12 protein-coding genes are annotated in these 19375 nt (G+C 69.5%); 5 read left to right on the top strand and 7 right to left on the bottom strand.

The annotated features are described in order from the left end of the window. Window positions 1-104: 104 nt before the first annotated feature. Complete coding sequence (locus tag ACFV6X_RS22820) at window positions 105-3902, top strand: S8 family serine peptidase (protein WP_385386186.1); 3798 nt, start codon at window positions 105-107, stop codon at window positions 3900-3902. Between the two features lie 103 nt (window positions 3903-4005). On the opposite strand, the gene ACFV6X_RS22815 is transcribed toward ACFV6X_RS22820, so the two are convergent. From ACFV6X_RS22815 to ACFV6X_RS22795, 5 genes are all read right to left on the bottom strand, one after another. Beyond that, window positions 4006-5217, bottom strand: a complete 1212-nt coding sequence (locus ACFV6X_RS22815; RefSeq protein ID WP_385386184.1) for a serine hydrolase domain-containing protein — start codon at window positions 5215-5217, stop codon at window positions 4006-4008. Between the two features lie 824 nt (window positions 5218-6041). Then, window positions 6042-7457: a M24 family metallopeptidase gene (locus ACFV6X_RS22810; RefSeq protein WP_385386182.1), complete on the bottom strand. Its 1416-nt coding sequence runs from the start codon at window positions 7455-7457 to the stop codon at window positions 6042-6044. Between the two features lie 106 nt (window positions 7458-7563). Further along, a complete protein-coding gene (locus ACFV6X_RS22805; RefSeq protein WP_385386180.1) occupies window positions 7564-8355 on the bottom strand; it encodes a hypothetical protein in 792 nt (263 codons plus the stop codon). Window positions 8356-8489: 134 nt separating this feature from the next. Further along, entirely contained in the window at window positions 8490-9776 is a 1287-nt protein-coding gene (locus ACFV6X_RS22800; protein WP_385386178.1) for a dihydrolipoamide acetyltransferase family protein, read from the bottom strand. Continuing rightward, entirely contained in the window at window positions 9769-11958 is a 2190-nt protein-coding gene (locus ACFV6X_RS22795; RefSeq protein ID WP_385386176.1) for a thiamine pyrophosphate-dependent enzyme, read from the bottom strand. The genes ACFV6X_RS22800 and ACFV6X_RS22795 overlap by 8 nt, the downstream gene beginning before the upstream one ends. A gap of 131 nt (window positions 11959-12089) precedes the next feature. Between ACFV6X_RS22795 and ACFV6X_RS22790 the strand changes: the two genes are divergently transcribed. The 4 genes from ACFV6X_RS22790 (at window position 12090) to ACFV6X_RS22775 (ending at window position 16226) form a co-directional block, all read left to right on the top strand. Further along, on the top strand, window positions 12090-12593 hold the full coding sequence (locus tag ACFV6X_RS22790) for a VOC family protein (RefSeq protein ID WP_365447838.1): 504 nt from the start codon (window positions 12090-12092) through the stop codon (window positions 12591-12593). Window positions 12594-12599: 6 nt separating this feature from the next. Next, window positions 12600-13304, top strand: a complete 705-nt coding sequence (locus ACFV6X_RS22785) for a GntR family transcriptional regulator (protein ID WP_385386174.1) — start codon at window positions 12600-12602, stop codon at window positions 13302-13304. A 108-nt stretch (window positions 13305-13412) separates the two neighbouring features. Then, window positions 13413-14789, top strand: coding sequence for an NADP-dependent succinic semialdehyde dehydrogenase (locus ACFV6X_RS22780; RefSeq protein ID WP_385386173.1), 1377 nt, complete (start codon window positions 13413-13415; stop codon window positions 14787-14789). Window positions 14790-14930: 141 nt separating this feature from the next. Beyond that, complete coding sequence (locus tag ACFV6X_RS22775; RefSeq protein ID WP_385386171.1) at window positions 14931-16226, top strand: MFS transporter; 1296 nt, start codon at window positions 14931-14933, stop codon at window positions 16224-16226. Window positions 16227-16439: 213 nt separating this feature from the next. Here the strand turns inward: ACFV6X_RS22775 and ACFV6X_RS22770 are convergent, their stop codons facing one another. Both ACFV6X_RS22770 and pntB read right to left on the bottom strand, forming a co-directional pair. Next, on the bottom strand, window positions 16440-17858 hold the full coding sequence (locus ACFV6X_RS22770; protein WP_385386169.1) for an FAD-binding oxidoreductase: 1419 nt from the start codon (window positions 17856-17858) through the stop codon (window positions 16440-16442). 77 nt (window positions 17859-17935) lie between these two features. Continuing rightward, the gene (gene pntB / locus ACFV6X_RS22765) at window positions 17936-19375 is read right to left on the bottom strand and encodes a Re/Si-specific NAD(P)(+) transhydrogenase subunit beta (RefSeq protein ID WP_385386167.1); all 1440 of its coding nucleotides are present in this window, start codon (window positions 19373-19375) and stop codon (window positions 17936-17938) included.

Genomic DNA, 19375 nt, shown 5'->3' with positions numbered 1-19375 from the left:
GACGACAGTCCGATGACCTCGACACGACCACTCGGGGGCACGAATCATTCCTGTTCGGCATTGGCCGATCCGCTTGTTCATGTTCCCCTCATCGAGGAGCTTCCTTGCCTGGCTCACCCCTGCACGGCCGAAGGGTGCTGGCGCTCGGTGTCGCCCTGGCGCTGCTGCCTTCGCTCGGCGCGGTCACGGCTTCCGCCGCTCCGACCGGTACCCCCGCGGCGGGTGCCGTGCTCCCGGCGGGCCTGGCGGCCCACAAGGACACGGGCGTTCCCCGGACCATCACGTTGATCAACGGCGACAAGGTGACCGTGACGGGCGCCGGCAGGACCGCGGTCACGTCACTGGAGGACTCACTGGGCCGCCCGGTGGCGGCGTACACCGTCACGCACGACGGCGAGACCTTCGTGTACCCGCAGGAAGTGCTGCCGTACGTCTCGGCGGGGATCCTCGACGAGGACCTCTTCAACATCACGCGGCTGCTCGCCGACGGATACGACGACGAGCACAGCGACCACGTGCCGCTGATCGTCCGCTACGCCGACGCGGCCCACGCGCGCGGCGCCGCGCCGCTGCCCGAGGGCGCCGAGCGCGTCCGGACGCTCACCAGCGTGCAGGGTGCCGCGGTCGCGGAGAAGCATGACGAGGCCGGCAAGTTCTGGGCCTCGCTCACCGAGGACGTGAACAACTCCGCCCTCCTGCGCAGCAGCACGCTCGACGGTGCCGTGACCGCCGGGCGTGCCGCCGCGCCGCTGCTCGCCGGCGGCATCCAGCGCATCTGGCTGGATGGCAAGGTCAAGGCCGATCTGGCCGAATCGGTCGCGCAGATCGGCGCGCCCGAGGCATGGAAGAGCGGAAGCACCGGCCAGGGCGTGAACGTCGCGGTGCTGGACACCGGCGTCGACGCCGGTCACCCGGACCTGGACGGTCAGGTCGCCGCCGCCACCAGCTTCATCCCCGACGACGACTCGGCCGTCGACCACCACGGGCACGGCACCCACGTCGCGTCGACCATCGCCGGCACCGGCGCCGCGTCCGGAGGCAAGGAGAAGGGCGTCGCCCCCGGCGTCCGGCTGCACGTCGGCAAGGTCCTCGACGACAACGGTTCGGGCCAGGCCTCCTGGATCGTGGCCGGCATGGAGTGGGCCGCACGGGACCAGCACGCCGAGATCGTCAGCATGAGCCTGGGCGGCGACGCGACGGACGGCACCGATCCCCTGAGCGAAGCGGTCAACACCCTCAGCGCCGAGACCGGCACACTGTTCACGATCGCCGCGGGCAACAGCGGCCCGCGTGGCTCGGTCAGTTCACCCGCCGTCGCGGACGCGGCGCTGGCCGTCGGCGCCGTCGACTCGGCCGACCGGCTCGCGTCGTTCTCCAGCCGCGGCCCCCGCGCCGGCGACGGCGCGCTGAAGCCCGAGATCACGGGCCCCGGCGTCGACGTGCTGGCCGCCCGGTCGCAGCACGCGCCGGGTGAGGGCGCCTACACCACCATGAGCGGTACGTCCATGGCGGCCCCGCACGTCGCGGGTGCCGCCGCCCTGGCCGCGGCAGCGCACCCGGACTGGACGGGGCAGCAGATCAAGGACGCTCTGATCAGCACCTCCAAGGCCACGCCCGACCACTCGGCCTTCGACGCGGGCAACGGCCGGGTGGACGCCGCGGCGGCCGCCAAGGCCACCGTGCGCGCCACCGGAGTGGTCAACGCCCTTCAGGAGTGGCCGCCGACGCCGGGGGCACGCGTGGACCGCGAGGTGACGTACACCAACGACGGCGACACCGCGGTCACCTTCGACCTCTCGGTCGAGGCCGCCGACGCCCCCGCCGGCCTGTTCACGCTGTCGGCTCCGACGGTGACGGTGCCCGCGTACGGCACAGCCACGGTCACCGTCTCCGCGCACCCGGACCGCGCCGAGGAGGGCATGCTCTACGACGCCCGCATCGAGGCTTCCGAAGGCGGCTCGGCCGAGCTCGGCACGGCTTTCGGCTACGTGACCATGTTCGAGCTGCACGACCTCACCATCAAGGCCGAGGACCGCTCCGGAAAGCCCGTCACCGGCGAGTACTACGTCATGCTCCAGCAGGGCAAGCGACCCGGGATCACCCTGGGCGGATCCGTTGCCGGTTCCACCACCGTGACCCTGTACTCCGGGCCCTGGTCGGTCGTCGCGGCGATCCCGGTCGAGGGTGCCCACGGTGCCCACTCGCGCGGCCTCGCCATGGTCGCCGACCCGGAGTTCCGGCTCGACGGGGACGCGACGCTCACGTTCGACGCCTCCAGGACTCGCCAGGTCACCGCGGTCACCCCGAAGGAGTCCGTCACCACCGACATGCGGGTGGACTACGTGCGCACGCTCGACGCCTCGGGCACCCACGGTCTGTCCTTCTATCCCTCGTCCACGTACGACAGCTTCTGGACCCTGCCCACCGGTGCGAAGGTCACCGAGGGCGACTTCACCGTCAGGACCCGCTGGCGCAACGAGCAGCCCCCGGTGAAGCTCGCCTCCGTACGGGAGTCCGTCGACGACATCCTCGTCCGCCGCGGCACCACCCCGCTGCGCAAGGGCACGAGCCGTCTCGACGCGGTCTACGCGGGAGCAGGCGCGGCAGCCGACTACAAGGGGCTGCGGGTCCGCGGCAAGGCCGCCGTCGTGGTCCGCAGCGACACGGTGCCCGCGAGCGAGCAGGCGGCCGCGGCGGCGGACGCCGGGGCCGAGCTGCTCATCGTCGCCAACGACGGCGACGGACGGCTGGACCCGCGTACCGAGGTCACCCCGCCGCTGACCGTCGTCACGGTCGGCAAGGACCAGGGTGACCGTCTGATCCGCCTCGCCTCCGCCCGCGGCGGCACCCCCCTGAAGGTGTTCTCCAACCCCACCACCGACTACCTGTACGACCTGGCGAACGCCTGGGACGGAGCGGTGCCGGCGAACACGGTCTACCGGCCCGGCAGCAAGGACCTGGCCCGGATCGACGTCGCGTTCCAGAACTACCGGCAGGCCGACGCGCGCGAGTACCGCTACGACGTCTGGCCCGACGACACCACCGCCCGCTTGGGCACCGAACTCCCGCGCCCGGCGAGGGGAGTTCGCACCGACTGGGTATCCACCGGCTCCGGCGTCCGGTGGGCGCAGGCCGCCACCGTGATCGGAGAGGTCAGGATCCTGGCCCCGCCGCGCGGGTACAAGGGGGGTACCGCCACGAAGGACCAGTGGTTCGCACCCGTCAGCCGACCGCGGCTCAGCGACGCCTTCCCCGGTGCCTTCGCCTTCCGGCAGGACGACTGGGTGGCCGTCGACGTCCCCGCGTGGGGCGACGGCGGCGCCGGCCGTCAGGGATACCCCGTCACGCCGGACGCACAGGCCGAGGCATCGCTCTACCAGGGCGACACACTGCTCGCCACCATGACCGGGTCGTTCGTGATCGCCACCGGGCTCAAACCGGAACGGCAGACGTACCGGTACGTGCTGGAGACCGCCCGTGGCAACTGGGCCAACCCCTACAGCACCAGGACCAGGACGGAGTGGGACTTCACCTCCGTCGCCGGAGCCCGGTACGAGGGTCTGGCCCTGCCGCTGATCCAGCTCGACCACGCGGTCGCCACGGACGGCGACGGCAGGGCGCGGCGCGACGCGAGCCTGACCGTCACCGCGACGCACCCGACGTCGTCCGACCCGGATCAGGTGCTGCCGCCCACGTCGGCGATCGGCAAGGTCGCGGTGGAGCTCTCCTACGACGACGGCAGGACCTGGCACAAGGCCGACGTGACCCGCTCCGGTGACGGCTGGCGTACCACCCTCGACGCGCCGAGGAAGGCCTCCTACGTCACCGTCCGCGCCACGGCAGCCGACGACCGGGGCAACGCCGTGCACCAGACCGTCACGAGGGCCTTCGGCCTGAGGTGACCCACCGTCCGTGTCAGACGGGCCCGGGACGCGTTGCCGTCCCGGGCCCGTCACACATGCGCTGTGCGTGTCATGCGGTGACCGGAAGGCGGTCACGCATCCGTCAGTGGCGGACCACCCCAGGAGCGATGTCCTCGGTGAACCCCTCGTCACCGGAGGCCGCGAACTTGTCGGCCTTGGCGACGGTGGTGCCGCAGAACGCGGCCTCCAGCGTGCCGCCGAGGATGGTGTTCACCGTTCCGTTGTTGGAGGTGTTCGCCATGGACGTCATGCTGCGCTTGCCGTCCGCGGTGGTGAAGGCGTACGTGTAGTAGCCCTGGACGGTGCCCGTGTGGCCGTACACCGTGACGCCGCAGGAGAGCTTGCGGCCGCGCAGTCCGAGCCCGTACGACTGGGTGCCGTCCGCGTTGACCGGAACCATGCTCATCATCTCCTGCAACTGCGCCTGGGGCAGGAGCTCGCCGGAGACGAGGGAGGAGAAGAAGCGGTTCAGGTCGGCCGAGTTGGAGATGACAGCGCCGGCCGACTGCCCCCATGACACGGTCTGCTCGGTGGAGTCGACCAGCGGCAGCGTGGTGTCGTCCTGGCGCAGGTATCCGCGTGCGTAGGAACCGGAGAGGGTGGTCTTCGGGTGCACGTAGGAGGTGTTCTTCAGCCGCAGCGGCCCGAAGATGCGCTCCTGGTAGTGGGTGGCCATCGGCACGCCGGTGACGTGCTCGACGAGCTGGCCCAGCACCACGAAGTTGGTGTTGGAGTAGCTGTAGGCGGCCCCCGGCTCGTTGTTCACCTTGTGGGCCGTCGACAGGTCGATCAGCTCCTGGTAGGTGAACACCTTGTTCCGCACGGACTCGAAGCCCGGAAGGGTGTAGTAGAACATGTCGTTGGTGTAGTCCCACAGCCCACTGCGGTGACTGAGCAGGTGCCGCACGGTGATGCGGTCGTCCGGCAGTGCCTTCGGGAGGTAGCTGTTCGCCGAGGCGTCGAGGTCGACACGCCCCTCGTCGACCAGTTGCATGAGCACCACCGTGGTGAAGCTCTTGCTGACGCTGCCGACCCGGAACCGGCGGTCGGCGTCCATCGCCGTGCGGGCGGCGGTGTCCGCCTGCCCCGACGAGATGCGGTAGCTGGAGTTGCCCGTGTCGATGCGGGTGAGGGCGCCGGGCGCCCCCGCTGAGATCGCCTGCTTCTGCACCTTCAGGACCGAGGTGACGGAAGGGTTGGGAAGGGTGCCGGTGGCTGCGCCGGCCGGGGAGGCGGCCAGTGCGGCCAAGGCGGTGGAACCTGCGAGCACGACGCTCACGTACTTGATGCGCATCCGAGTCTTTCTCTACGAGGTCAGGTCGGCGCCGCCCGGTCCGGGGAGGTCACCGACGACCGTCACTGCCGGCTCCCAGGGCGACGCTGGATGCATCGTAATACTGTGACAAAGTGTTGTGTGCGGGGGGCACCACGAGGTGAGTGATCCACCAGCCGGGTGCTGGGCGCGTTGGTGCGATGCCCAACTCCGGCGGAGAAAGCAGCCCGGCGCGGTCCGGAGGAGTCACACACCGTTTACCACTGTTGAACCACACTGTGAGAGGGGCGGCCCTCATGCTGGCGATGCTCGGGTTGGACGCGGAGGCCCATGCTCTGTACCGGATCCTGCTGATGGATCCCCCTTCGAGCGCGTCCGCGCTGGGTGATCGACTGGGGTGGCCGGAGGAGCGGTTCGCCGGGGTCTTGACCGGTTGCGCGAGCTGGCCCTGGTAAGGCCTTCCTGGTAGGAGCCCGGACCGGCTCAGAGCAGTCACTCCCGAAGTCGGCCTGGAGCTGTTGCTGAGGCGTCAGCAGGCGGAGCCGGCGGCGCATCAACAGCGTGTCGAGGCTTCCCGCGCCGCCGCCGCAGAGCTCATGGCGGAGTTCGCGGATACGCGCTTTCGAGGCGGCGAGACGACTCGACGAACACCTCGTCGACCGGGGCGTCAGGTGCCGTACGGTCCATCTGCACAGCGCGCGCAACTGCCCCCGCACACAGCATCTCAAGGAACGTGTCCAGACCAGTCTGGCTCCGTTCCAGGCGTGTGAAAGGCCTTTCCCGCCGGCCTCAACGGGCCCTGGACCGATCGGGCCCGGCTGAGGCACCGTGGCTCGGAGCAGGGGCTATGTGCCGAACACCGGGAGATCGGCAGGCTCCTGCGGGCCGCTGGAACGGCTCCCGGCAACCGTGTTCAGATGCGACTGCGAGTCGCGCTCGGCCGGCAACGGTCCCGAGACGGTGAAGTAGCGCCGGCCGGCGACGAGCAGCTCCTCCGCGGGGAACTTCGTGATCACCTCGCACCCGTCCGCGGTGACCACCAGTTCCTCCTCGATCCGGGCCGCGCCCCAGCCGTCCTTCGACGGCCAGTACGTCTCCAGCGCGAACACCATGCCCTCCTCGATCACCTCGGGGTGCTCCAGGGAGACCAGCCTGGAGAACACCGGCTTCTCCCAGATCGACAGCCCGACGCCATGGCCGTACTGAAGCGCGAAGGCCGCTTCCTCGTCGGCGAAGCCGAACTCCTGCGCCGTGGGCCAGACCGAGACGATGTCGGCCGTCGTGGCTCCGGGGCGGACGAGGCTGATCGCTTCGTCCATGTACTCACGGCACCGCGTGTAGGCATCGCGCTGGGCCGAGGAAGCACTGCCGACGGCGAACGTGCGGTAGTAGCAGGTGCGATAGCCGTTGTAGCTGTGCAGGATGTCGAAGAACGCGGGGTCTCCGGGCCGCACGATGCGGTCGGAGAAGACGTGGGGGTGCGGTGCGCACCGCTCACCGGAGATGGCGTTGACACCTTCGACGAACTCCGAGCCGAGGTCGTAGAGGGTCTTGGCGACCACACCCACGCACTCGTTCTCGCGCACTCCCGGCCGGAGGAACTCGTAGAGGTTCTCGTAGGCGGCGTCGACCATCGAGCAGGCGTGGGTCAGCAGGTGGATCTCGTCACGTGTCTTGACGCGTCGGGCCTCCAGGAACACCTGCTGGCCGTCGACCACGGTGATGCCCGCGTTCTGAAGGGCCATCAGGACCGGGAGCTCGATGACGTCGACGCCGAGCGGCTCGTCCTGGAGTCCGTAGAGCTCCAGCTCCCGCTTGATCTTCCGGGCGACGGAGTCGGCCATCCCGACCAGAGGGTTGATGGCACCGCGCAAGGTCGAGATGCCGGCGCGGGCGCCGCTCGGGTTGCGGGCATCGGCTCCATGGTGGGCGCCGTGCGGATCGCCGTCCGAGTGGGCCTTCGAGTAGTCCAGCCAGGGGTTGTACAGCTGGTGGTGCCGGGCGGCCGAACCGAAGTCCCAGACGATCGGCTCACCGCCCCTGACCAGCAGGGAGAATCGGATCAGCTTGTCGATTCCCCAGGTGCCGATGTGGGTCGAGGTCATGTAACGGATGTTGGAGAAGTCGAAGGCCAGGACGGCGCCGACCTCGGACTGCTCCAACGACTTGCGGAGGCGGGCCAGCCGCTCCTCGCGGAGCCTGTTCATGTCGACGCGGGTCTCCCAGTCGACCGCGTTCGGCCCGAATGTCGGAAGCGCCATCACAACTCCTTGCCAGAGGGGGACTGCTGCGGGTGGTGGAGCAGCTCGCACGCCGCCTGCACTTGGCGGGACGCGCGAGTGTTTACGTGTCACTTACATGTGGGGGTCACAGCTCTGCGGGGCGTGACTCGGCCCATGAGGCCTGCTTCACGAACGTCACCTGGACGGGACTGCCGGTCCGCGCTGTGCCGGCGCCCGCGACCGAGAGGTCCTGGCACACGCGGAGCCGGCACGGCCGACTGTCCACGTAGCCGATGTAGGACCCAGGTGCGGGGCGCGCGAATTCGGAGGAGATCAAAAGCCGGCCCCGGTCGCCGACGACCGCCGGAAGGGCGAGTGCGGATCCCAGCAGCTCACCGGCCGACTCCACATCGCCCTCGGAGATCAGCCGGCGGATGCGGGTCGACGAGATCGGCTCACCGGCCGAGCCCCTCGTGACCAGCGGGACGATCCGCGTGCTCAGCTCGGGACACCGATCGAACGTACCTGTCGTCCCGGCGCCCCGGGCGCCGAATCGAAAGCCCTGGCCGACACTGACGGCTCGCGCACCGAGCTGTTCGACGACGACACCTTCGACGAACTCCTCGGCCGACACCCGGGACCAGGCCTGGTCGAACGGGACGATCGCCACCCGACGGATCCCCAGGGAGCCGAGCTTGCGGAGTTTCTGGCGGCGATCGCCCAGGAGGCCCGGCGCGTGGCACGGGTCGAGTACCTGCCTCGGGTGAGGGTCGAAGGTGAGTACCGTGTCGCACCCGTCGAGGACCTGACGGTGGCCGAGGTGAACGCCGTCGAACGTCCCGATCGCCACCTTGGCCGACGAGGAGGCGCCACCGGTGCGGCTGCCACCACCCGCGCCCCGCCTTCCGTGGGGCACCTCAAGGCTGAGGACCTCCATCACTCACCTCCTTCACCCTCGGAGCAGGATCGGTGCAGGCCAGTGTGAGCCTCGTACCGTTAGCCAGGGGGAAAGAGCCTCCCCGGCGCGGGCACCACCCGACCGAGGCGCACCGCCCTCTCGTCGGCCCGCACTCACAGCAGGATGCGGAGCGGGTGTTCCAGCACGTCCACGTACGCCTTCATCCACTCGGCAGCGGTGGCCCCGTCCACCGACCGGTGGTCGACGGCGAGGGTCAGACGCAGGACGGACGCGACGGTGACCGCGCCCTCCTCGACGACCGCCTCCTGGCGCACCGCGCCGACGGCCAGGATCGCGGCCTGGGGCGGGTTGATGATCGCCGCGAAGTCCTCGGTGCCGTACATGCCGAGGTTGGTGATCGAGATCGTGCCACCCTCCAGTTCGTCCTGGCGGAGCCGGCGTTCCTTCGCGCGGTCGATCAGGTCCTTCGTCGCCGCCGCGACGCCGCTCATCGACAGGGAGTCCACGCCCCGGATCACCGGGGTGAGCAGCCCCCCGTCGGTGGCGACGGCCACGGCGATGTCGACGTCCGAGAAGTGCCGGACAGAGGTGTTGTTCCACTGCACGTTCATCGCGGGAACGCTGACGTGGGCGGACGCGATCGCCTTGACGAGCAGGTCGTTGATCGACACGCGCACGCCTTGGCCGGCGTTGATCTGTTGCCGCAGTGCGAGCAACGCGTCGACGCGTGCGCCGGCGCGAAGGTAGAAATGCGGCGTGTTCTGCTTGCTCTCCGTGAGCCGGCGGGCGATGGCCCCCCGCATCCGTGTGTTGGGCACGTCCACGAAGCGTGGAGCCACCACGGGAGACCGGGTGCTCTGGATCTCCGCCGGGGCGTCTGCCGACGACGTTTCCTCGGGCTGGGCCGGCCCGGCGAGGACCGCCTCGATGTCAGCCCGCCGTATTCGGCCGCGCGGGCCGGTCCCCACCACCGCGTTCAGGTCGACGCCGGATTCACGCGCGAGACGTCGCGCCAGCGGGCTGGCGAAGAGGCGCTCGCCGCCCCCGTCCCGTGCCGCGTCGGTGGGCGCCGGAGCGACAGCCGCGCCTGCCCGCGTCGCCGGTGCGTCCTGCGCCTGCGCCGGGGTGGTGGAGGCCGTCACCGGCGCCTGTCCGGTACCCAGCGAAGCCACCAGGGCGTCCACCTCGGACGACGACTCGCCCGGCTTCCCCCAGGCGGCGATGGGTTCGCCCACCGCCACGGTCGAGCCCGCGTCCGCCAACAGGCGCAGAAGCACACCGTCGCTCTCGGCCTCCACCTCGACGACGGCCTTCTCGGTCTCCACGGTGACGATCGGATCGCCCACCGCATACGGGGTGTTCACGCCGACGTTCCAGGAAAGAAGCACGGCCTCGGTGGTGTTGGCCGCCACCTCGGGCATCCGCAGCAGCTCAGCCATTGTTCTGCCCCCGCGAGAACTCGCGCAGCCTGGCGACGACTTCCTCAGTGGAGGCGAACGCGGCGCGCTCCAGGACCTTGCTGATGCTCGGCGACGCCTCGCCGCCCGTGACCCGCTCGATCGGGGCGTCGAGCCAGTCGAAGAGCCGGCGCTGGATCTCGTCCGCGAGCCAGCCGCCGTAAGAGGTGCCGACGGCGCCCTGCTCGGCGATGAGCACCTGGTTGGTCTTTCTGACCGACCGGGCGATGGTGTCCCAGTCCAGGCTGGCGCGGTCCAGCCAGCGCAGATCGATGACCTCGGCGTCGACTCCGGTCTCCGCCACGGCGGCCAGCACGGCCGGAGTCATGGCGAGATAGCTCAGCACCGTCAGGGCCGCGCCCTCGCGGCGGACGGCGGCCTTGCCGACGGGCAGGTGGTGATCGTAGCCGTCGGGCAGGCCGGGGCCGGTCGAGTTGTACAGGTCGACGTGTTCGAGCACCACGACCGGGTCGTCACAGGCCAAGGCCGTGTTCATCAGGCCGACGTAGTCGAACGGCGTCGACGGGGCGACGATGCGCCAGCCGGGCGCCGTCGCGAAGATGCCGGCCGGGTCCATCGAGTGTTGTGATCCGTAGCCGGTACCCATGGCGATCTTGCTGCGCAGGACGAACGGCACCGTGCCCGTGCCGCCGAACATGTGGCGGGCCTTGCCGATCTGGTTGAACAACTGGTCTGCCGCGACCCACATGAAGTCGGCGTACATGAACTCGACGACCGGGCGGAACCGGCCGTCCAGCGCCATTCCGCCGCCGAGGCCCGCAAACGCGTTCTCCGAGATGGGAGTCCCGATCACGCGGTCGGGATACGCCTCACTCAGCCCGCGAGTGGCGCCGTTGGTACCGCCGTTGAGCTTGTGCACGTCCTCACCCATCACCACGACGCGAGGATCGGTTTCGAGGCGGCGGCCCAGAACGCCGGCGACGGCCCCGACGAACTTGACGTCGGTCAGGTCGTCGGCGAAGTCCTCGGTGTCGGTGAAGTCGATCCCGGCCAGCTCCGACAGGTCACCACGGATGCCTTCGTCGACGAATGCCGGATCCGGCCACTCCGAGGGCACGATGCGTCGCTCACCCGCCTTGCCGCCCGGCCGCGGTTCGAGGAGGACGTCGCCGAGTTGCGTCATCAGGCCTTTTGCCCGTTCGATCGTCTCCGCCACGGCCTTCTTGGTGAGGATTCTGCGTCGCACCAGGTGCCGCACCACGGTGTCGATCGGGTCGCGGGCGCGCCACTGCGCTTCCTCCTCCTTGGTGCGATACCGGAACGCCGAGCCCGGGAAGGGACCGTTCTGGTGGAAGTAGCGGTACACGTCCGCCTCGATCATCGTCGGACCGTGCCCGCCGCGCATGTGCTCCAGGGCCTTCTGCGTCACGAGGTGCACGGCCAGCGGATCCATGCCGTCGACCTTCCAGCTCCGGATGCCGAAGCCCGGCCCGCGGCCGGACAGCCGGGGCTCGGCGGTGACTTCGGATACGTGGGTGGAGACGGCGTACAGGTTGTTCTCGACGAAGAAGCACACGGGCAGCGACCACGCCGCCGCGAGATTGAGGCTCTCCAGAGTGGATCCGATGTTGATCGCGCCGTCGCCGAAGAACGTGAAGGTCACCGCGTCGGTGCCGGCCTTCTTGTGCGCCCACGCGGATCCGGCCGCGAGCGGCACCCCGCCGCCGACGATCGCGTTGGTCCCGATGGCGCCGGCCTCGTGCCACTGAAGGTGCATGCTGCCGCCGCGGCCGTGACTGAATCCCTGGTCCAGCCCGCAGATCTCGCGCAGCGTGCGCAGGAGCACGGCCCGGACGTCGTCGGGGAACGGCTTCGTCGGGTCGATGCCCTTCGGATGCAGATGGGCGAGCACCTTGGCCAGGAACTGGTGATGGCCACGGTGCGACCCGTTCACGGTGTCGTGCGAGGTCAGGGAGAAGCACGCGCCGACCGCGCCGCCCTCCTGACCGATGCTGGAATGCGCGGGTCCGTGGATCAGCCCGTCGGCGGCAAGTTCGAGGACGTACTCCTCGAAGGTCCGGATCAGCACGAGTTGGCTGAACATCCCCGTCAACAGGTCCGCGGGCGCGGCGTCCCAGTCGTCCCGGGTGGCGACGAACTCCGACCACGCGGCCTTTGCTTCGAGTGTGTGTTCCACGGGCATCGGGAGCCCCCTTCAGTCGATCGAAGTGCCACGACCCTGCCACAGGATTGGATCCAATAACAAGGTATCGCTCGACTTCTGGCTCTGATGACGTCACTATGGGTTCACTTTGGATCCAAAGGAGGTAGATCATGACTCTCCCCGGCCTCAGGCGCCTCGACCACATCGGATTTACGGTGCCGGACCTGGAGCAGGCGCACGACTGGCTCGTGGACGTCCTGGGCTGCGAGTACCTGTACTCGCTCGGCCCCTTCAGCTCGGCGGAGGACTGGATGTCCGAGCACCTGAACGTGGACGCGCGGACCGTGCTGCGTCAACTGCGCTTCTACCGGTGCGGGGAGCAGGCCGTGTTCGAGGTCTTCGCGTACGAGGCGGACCCGCAGCGCGCGGTCGTCCCGCGCAACAGCGACGTCGGCGGCCACCATGTCGCGCTGTACGTCGAGGACCTGGACGACGCCGTGTCGTTCCTGCGGGCGAGGGGTGTACCCGTGCTGGGGGAGCCGACCGTCAGTGCGGGACCGTCCCGGGGTCAGCGGTGGGTCTACTTCCTCTCACCATGGGGAATGCAGTTTGAGCTGGTGTCCTATCCTGACGGCAAGGCCTACGACCGCGACCCGTCGGAGTTTCAGAGGTGACTGCTCTTGAGTCCTGCGCACGCTCGTGATCCGCGCGGGGCGGACAGTGTCAGGAGTCAGCACATCGCCGGCATCCTCCGCGACGAGATCCTCGCCGGGGATCTGACGCCGGGCACGTGGTTGCGTCAGGACGAACTCGCGGCTCGCCTCGGCACCAGCCGGATTCCGGTGCGCGAGGCGCTGCGGATCCTGGAGTCCGAGGGCCTCACCGAGTCGTTCCCCAATCGGGGAGCGCGGGTTCCGGTGCTGAGCGTCGAGGACGTGAACACGTACTACCGGATGCGCGAGCGGCTGGAGCCGCTGACCCTGACCGAGAGCCTTTCCCACCTCGCCGACGACCACCTGGCCCGTCTGGAGCGCATCCAGGACGAGATCGAGAGCCAGAGCGACGTCAATCGGTTCCTGGTTCTGGACCGTGACTTCCACATGACCAGCTATTCGGGTTGCCCCAGTGGTCATCTGCTCGCCATGACCGAGCGGCTCTGGAACTCCACCCAGCACTACCGCCGCGCGTTCATGGTTCTCGCCGACCCCGACCGGGCGGCGATCGTCAACGCCGAACACCGGCTGCTCCTCGACGCCGTGCGACGGCGCGACCCGGAGGACTGCGAGCGGTATCTCGCGGGGCACATCCGCCGCACCAGGGTCGAACTCACCGCGCACCCGGAGCTCTTCATCGACGGCGACGGGCCGCGAAATGGATCCAACTAGGCGCTAGCTGCGGCTCTTGTCATGCAAGAGCACTGGTGCACAGTCGATCCGGTGCTTACGATGGATCCAATTCCCCCTGATTGGTGTTCACGTCACTAGGAGAGCTCCGTGCCCATCGCCACCGTCAACCCCGCAACCGGTGAGCTCGTCGAAGAGTTCGCCGCACTCACCAAGGAACAGCTCGACGAGCGACTGGCGCGAGCGGAGGCCGCGGCCATGACGCTCCGGGCCACCGACTTCGGCACGCGCGCGCGGTGGATGCGGGCGACCGCCGACCTGGTCGAGGCCGAGGCGGCCCATACTGCACGCAGGCTCACGACCGAGATGGGAAAGCCGATCGCGCAGGCCCGCGCAGAGGTCCTCAAGTGCGCGCAGGCGATGCGGTTCTACGCGGAGAACGCCGAAAGCCTGCTCGCCGATCAGCCGCTCGCCGACCCGAGCACCGTCAAGGCCTCGCTTGCCTACACCTCCTACCAGCCTCTCGGTGTCGTTCTGGCCGTCATGCCGTGGAACTACCCGATGTGGCAGGTGATCCGCTTCGCCGCCCCCGCCCTGATGGCGGGCAACGTCGGCCTGCTGAAGCACGCGTCGAACGTGCCGCAGACCGCGATGTACCTCGACACGCTCTTCGAACGAGCGGGCTTCCCCGCCGGGTCGTTCCAGTCCCTGCTCATCGGGGCGGCCGACGTCGAGGAGGTTCTCCGCGACCGGCGCGTCGCCGCAGTGACGCTGACGGGCTCCGAGCCCGCCGGCCGGTCGGTGGCGGCTGTCGCGGGCTCCGAGGTGAAGAAGTTCGTGCTGGAGCTGGGCGGGTCCGACCCCTTCATCGTGTTGCCCTCCGCCGATGTCCGCGCGGCGGCCCGGACCGCCGTGACCGCTCGCACGGTCAACAACGGCCAGTCCTGCATCGCTGCCAAGCGGTTCATCGTCCACACCGAGGTGTACGAGGAGTTCGTCGAGGCCTTCGTCGCGGGTACGAAGGCGCTGACCGTCGGTGACCCGCTCGACGACAAGACCGAGATCGGTCCGATCGCCACGGAGTCCGGTCGGCGCGAGCTCGTCGATCTGGTCGACGACGCCGTCGCCAAGGGAGCCGTTCTGCGGTGCGGCGGGTCGGCGGTCGGTACCGAGGGGTGGTTCTTCGAGCCGGCGGTGCTGGAGGAGGTCACGACCTCGATGCGGGTGTTCCGCGAGGAGGCCTTCGGGCCGCTGGCCGTGGTGTACCGGGTCGACGACATCGAGCAGGCCGTCGCACTCGCCAACGACACGACCTTCGGCCTCAGCTCGTCGGTGTGGACCACCGACCCCGACGAGGAGCGGCTTCTGATCGCCCGCCTCGAAGCGGGTGCCGTGTTCGTCAACGGCATGAGCATCTCCTACCCCGAACTGCCCTTCGGCGGCGTCAAGGACTCCGGCGTCGGCCGCGAACTCGCGGCGGAAGGCATCCGGGAGTTCTGCAACCTCAAGACGGTCTGGAAGAGCTGACGGCAACGGTCGCTCTCGTAGCGGAGCGGTCGCGACGCCCCGGGGCGCCGTCCGATCGCAACCCGACCCTCAGGGGATCGGCTCGTTCGAGATCCCTTGCGTTCGAGATCCCCATCCGTCGAACGACCTCAGGAGATCCCTGTGACCGAAGCACCTCCCTCGGCCGTGCCATCGGCTGTGGCGTCCCCGGAGGCGACCTTCCCCCGGTGGTACCGCTCCATCCCGCGCGAGCACCGGCCCGCGTTCTGGGCCGGGTCCGCCGGATGGGGCCTGGACGCCTTCGACTTCATGACCCTGCCGCTGGCCCTCGGGTCCATCGCCGCGGCGTTCGCGCTGACCTCCACCGAGTCGGGCCTGATCGTGACCGTCACCGTGCTGGCCTCGGCGGTGGGCGGGGCACTGGCGGGTCTGCTCGCGGACCGGGTGGGGCGGGTGCGGGTCCTGATGATCACCATCGCGACCTTCGCGGTCTTCACCGCGCTGTCCGGCCTGTCCCAGAACTACGGTCAGATGCTGCTGTTCAAGGGGCTCCAGGGCCTCGGGTTCGGCGGCGAGTACGCGGCCGGCGCGGTCCTGATCGCCGAGATAGCCCCCGCCCGGCACCGCGGCCGGATCATGGGGTTCGTCGCCAGCTCCTACGCAGTCGGCTGGGCCCTGGCCGTCGTCGCCTACTCCGTCATCTTCAGCCACGCGGGCCCCGACGCCTGGCGCTACCTGTTCGTCCTCGGCATCCTCCCCGCTTTCGCGCTGCTCTTCATCCGGCGCAACGTCAAGGACTCGGACGCCTCGAAGGAGAATCGCCGCCGGGCCAAGGAGGAGAGCGCCGCGTCGATGTGGAGCGGACTCCTCGCACTGTTCCGCCGTGACCTGCGGCGCACCACGCTGCTGACCCTGCTGGTCGGGATCGGGGCGCAAGGCGGGTACTTCGCCATCTTCACCTGGCTGCCGTCCTACCTGCACAAGGAGCGCGGTCTGACGATCGTCGGCACCAGCGGCTACCTCTCGGTCATCATCGTCGGCTGCTTCCTCGGCTACGCCAGTGGTGGGTTCCTGCACGACTGGATCGGCCGCCGGAAGACGTACATCCTCTTCGCGGTCGCTGGTGTGGTGTGTGTGATCGCCTACACCTGGATACCCGAGGGGGCCAACAGCCTGCTGCTGGTGCTGGGCGTGCCGCTGGGGATGGCGGCGTGCGGACTGCTGGCCGGTTCGGGCGTGTTCTTCAGCGAGTTGTTTCCCAGTCGGGTGCGCGGCGTCGGCGTGGGCGTCGCCCACAACTTCGGCCGGGGAGTCGCCGCGTTCTTCCCCGCCCTCGTCGGGGCGCTCTCCTCGGTCTTCGGACTGAAGGCGGCCATGGGTATCGGGGCCCTGGGGTACATCCTGGTGATCGTCGGCGTGCTGGCGCTCCCGGAAACCCGGGGCCGGCAGCTCACGTAGGTCCGGGACCGGGACGAAGGAACAGGCCGACCGGGCCGGCGGCTTGGGTCACGGGGGCGGAAGGCGGCGGGTCGGCGCCATAGGGGTACGGGCGCCGACCCGGCTCGAACGCGCTCACCATGAGGCCGATCCCGTGCATCGACGGGATCGGCTGTGAACGCTGAGGGAGCGTCACACGGCGAGTCGCTCGTGTGACGCTCCATCGGTGTGCGGTCAGTCGGTGACCTCAGGGGCTATGTTCTTGTTGAAGCGGAGCAGGTTGTGAGGGTCCCAGGCGGCCTTGACCGAGCGCAGGCGCCGATGCTTGGCCGCGCCGCCGTGCAAGCCGCGCCGCCACTCTTCGCCCAGGTCGTCGGTGAGGTTGGCGTAGCCGTTCGTCAGTGCGTGCGGCCGCATCGCCTCGGTGAGGTCGGTCGCCCACTCGTCGTACCGCGCGTCGGACTCGGGTGCGTCCCACTTGCAGATGGCCTCCCACAGCCAGGCGGCTCCGGCCCGGGAGAAGGCCATGGCGTCCTCGTCGACATCCTCGGAGATCGCGCCACCCATGAACGAGAGGTTGATCGAGTAGATGTCGCCGGGGTCCGCCTGCACGGTGGCGACATGTTCCAGCAGTACCTCGACGGCGTCGCCGGACAGGGTCGACAGGTACCCACCCCGGAGGTTCATGCGCATGCCGTAGGGGGCGACGGCGTCGAGCATGCTGTTCGCCTGGACCCACGTGGTCTTCGTGACCAGGTTGGCCAGCGGCCGGCCGAGCGCGGCAAGCGGCTCGACGACCTCATGGGCGGTGGCGGTCTCCCCGGTGTGGACCACGACGAGAATCAGCGCAGGCTTCCCGTGCACCTCCTCGGGCAACATCGGCAGGGGCGGAGCAGGAGCGATCGCGACCAGCAGGCCCAGCTCCCGCGGGGCTGCGGCCAGGTGTGCCGAGAGCTTGCCGAGGACGGCGGCGGCCTGGTCGTACGGGAAGATCAGCTGTCCTGCGACGACCTCGGGGCCGACCGGGTGCGCGCGGTACTCGAACGAGGTGACGACCCCGAAGTTGCCGCCTCCGCCGCGCAGTGCCCAGAACAGCTCCGGGTTCTCGGTCACGTCGGCGCGGACCTTGCGGCCGTCCACAGTGACCATGTCGCAGGCCAGCAGATTGTCGACGGTGGCGCCGTAGCGGCGCATCAGGTAGCCGATGCCGCCGCCCAGGGTGAGCCCGGAGACACCGGTGGAGCTGACCGTCCCGGCGGGTACGGCGAGGCCGTGCTGCTGTGCTGCGGCGTCCATCTCGCCGAGCTTGACGCCCGGTTGGGCCCGTACCACCCGGGTGTCCGGGTCGACGGTGACCGCTCGCATCGCCGAGAGATCGATGACCAGTGCCCCACCGGGCATCGCATAGCCGTCCGAGCCGTGGCCACCGCCGCGCACGGCCACCGGGACGGTCCGTGCGGAGGCGTAGCGCAGGACGGCGGCGACGTCCTCCTCGTCGGCGCACTGGGCGATGAGCGCGGGCCCCTCGTCGGCGGCACGGCCTTGATACAGCTCACGTGCCGCGTCGTACTGGTCGTCGCCGGGCCGCAGCACCGCGCCGCGGAACGACGTCGGGAAGTCGGAGTGGGTACGGTGCTCTGTCGACACGCTCATGGGGGGCTCCTGTTCGAAGGATGTACCAGCTGATGGGTAGTCATGGCCGACGGCCGCCGCCTTCGCCGAGGCGTGTGTCAGAGGACCCGGAGGATGTCCTCGACGCGGTCCTTGGCGTCGCCGAAGAGCATCGCGGAGTTCTCGCGGTAGAAGAGCGGGTTCTGGACGCCCGCATAACCGGATGCCATGGAGCGTTTGAAGACGACGACGTTCTCGGCGTCCCAGACCTGCAGGACGGGCATGCCGGCGATGGGTGAGTCCGGGTCCTCGGTGGCGGCGGGGTTGACCGTGTCGTTGGCGCCGATGACGAGGACGACCGCGGTGCGGTCGAAGTCGTCGTTGATCTCGTCCATCTCCAGCACGATGTCGTAGGGGACCTTGGCCTCGGCGAGCAGGACGTTCATGTGGCCCGGCAGCCGGCCCGCGACCGGGTGTATGCCGAAGCGCACGTCGACGTTTCGGCCCCGGAGCTTGCGCGTCAGCTCGGCGACGCCGTACTGGGCCTGGGCCACGGCCATGCCGTAGCCCGGGGTGATGATCACCGAGTCGGCCGTGCTGAGGAGTTCGGCGACGCCCTCGGCGGTGATCTCGCGGTGCTCGCCGTAGTCCTTGTCGCCGGCCGGGCCCGCCTCGATGCCGAATCCGCCGGCGATCACGGAGAGGAAGGACCGGTTCATCGCCTTGCACATGACGGCGGACAGGTAGGCACCCGACGAACCGACCAGGGCACCGGTGATGATCAGCAGGTCGTTCTCCAGCAGGAAGCCCGACGCCGCGGCTGCCCAGCCGGAGTACGAGTTCAGCATCGAGACCACTACCGGCATGTCACCGCCGCCGATCGAGGCGACCAGGTGCCACCCCAGGGCCAGCGCGACGATCGTGACCGCGGCCAGCAGCCACAGCGCCGGGTCGATCACGAACCAGGTGGTCAGTACCGCGAACGCGGCCAGGGCACCGAGGTTGAGGTGGTTCTTGCCGGGCAGCACGAGCGGGGACGACTTGATCCGTGCCGAGAGCTTGAGGAACGCCACGACCGAGCCGGTGAAGGTGACCGCGCCGATGAAGACGCCGATGAAGACCTCGGCGGAATGGATCCCGAGCAGCTGCTGAGCCTCCAGCAGTTCGGCCTCGGCGCTGACCGGGCCGTTCAGGGTGGCCTCGACGTGCAGATAGCCGTTCCAGCCGACCAGTACCGCGGCCAGACCCACGAAGGAGTGCAGCAGGGCGATCAGTTCGGGCATCGCGGTCATCTCCACCACGCGCGCCCGCCACAACCCGAGCGCGGCACCGACCGCCATGGCGCCGATCATCAACGCCAGACCGGCTCCGGAGATGTCGCGGTGGATCGCCAGCGCGATCGTCGCGGCCAGGGCCACCGCCATGCCACCGACACCGAAGGCCTTGCCGGCCTTGGCGGTCTCGTGCCGGGACAGCCCGGCCAGCGCCAGGATGAAGAGAAGGGCCGCGACGATGTAGGCGGCCGCCGCGGTTGACTCGACGGACAGCAGATCAGACAT

The organism is Streptomyces sp. NPDC059861, assembly GCF_042731435.1.
Classification (GTDB): domain Bacteria; phylum Actinomycetota; class Actinomycetes; order Streptomycetales; family Streptomycetaceae; genus Streptomyces.
This window is presented reverse-complemented; position numbering and strand designations above follow the sequence as displayed.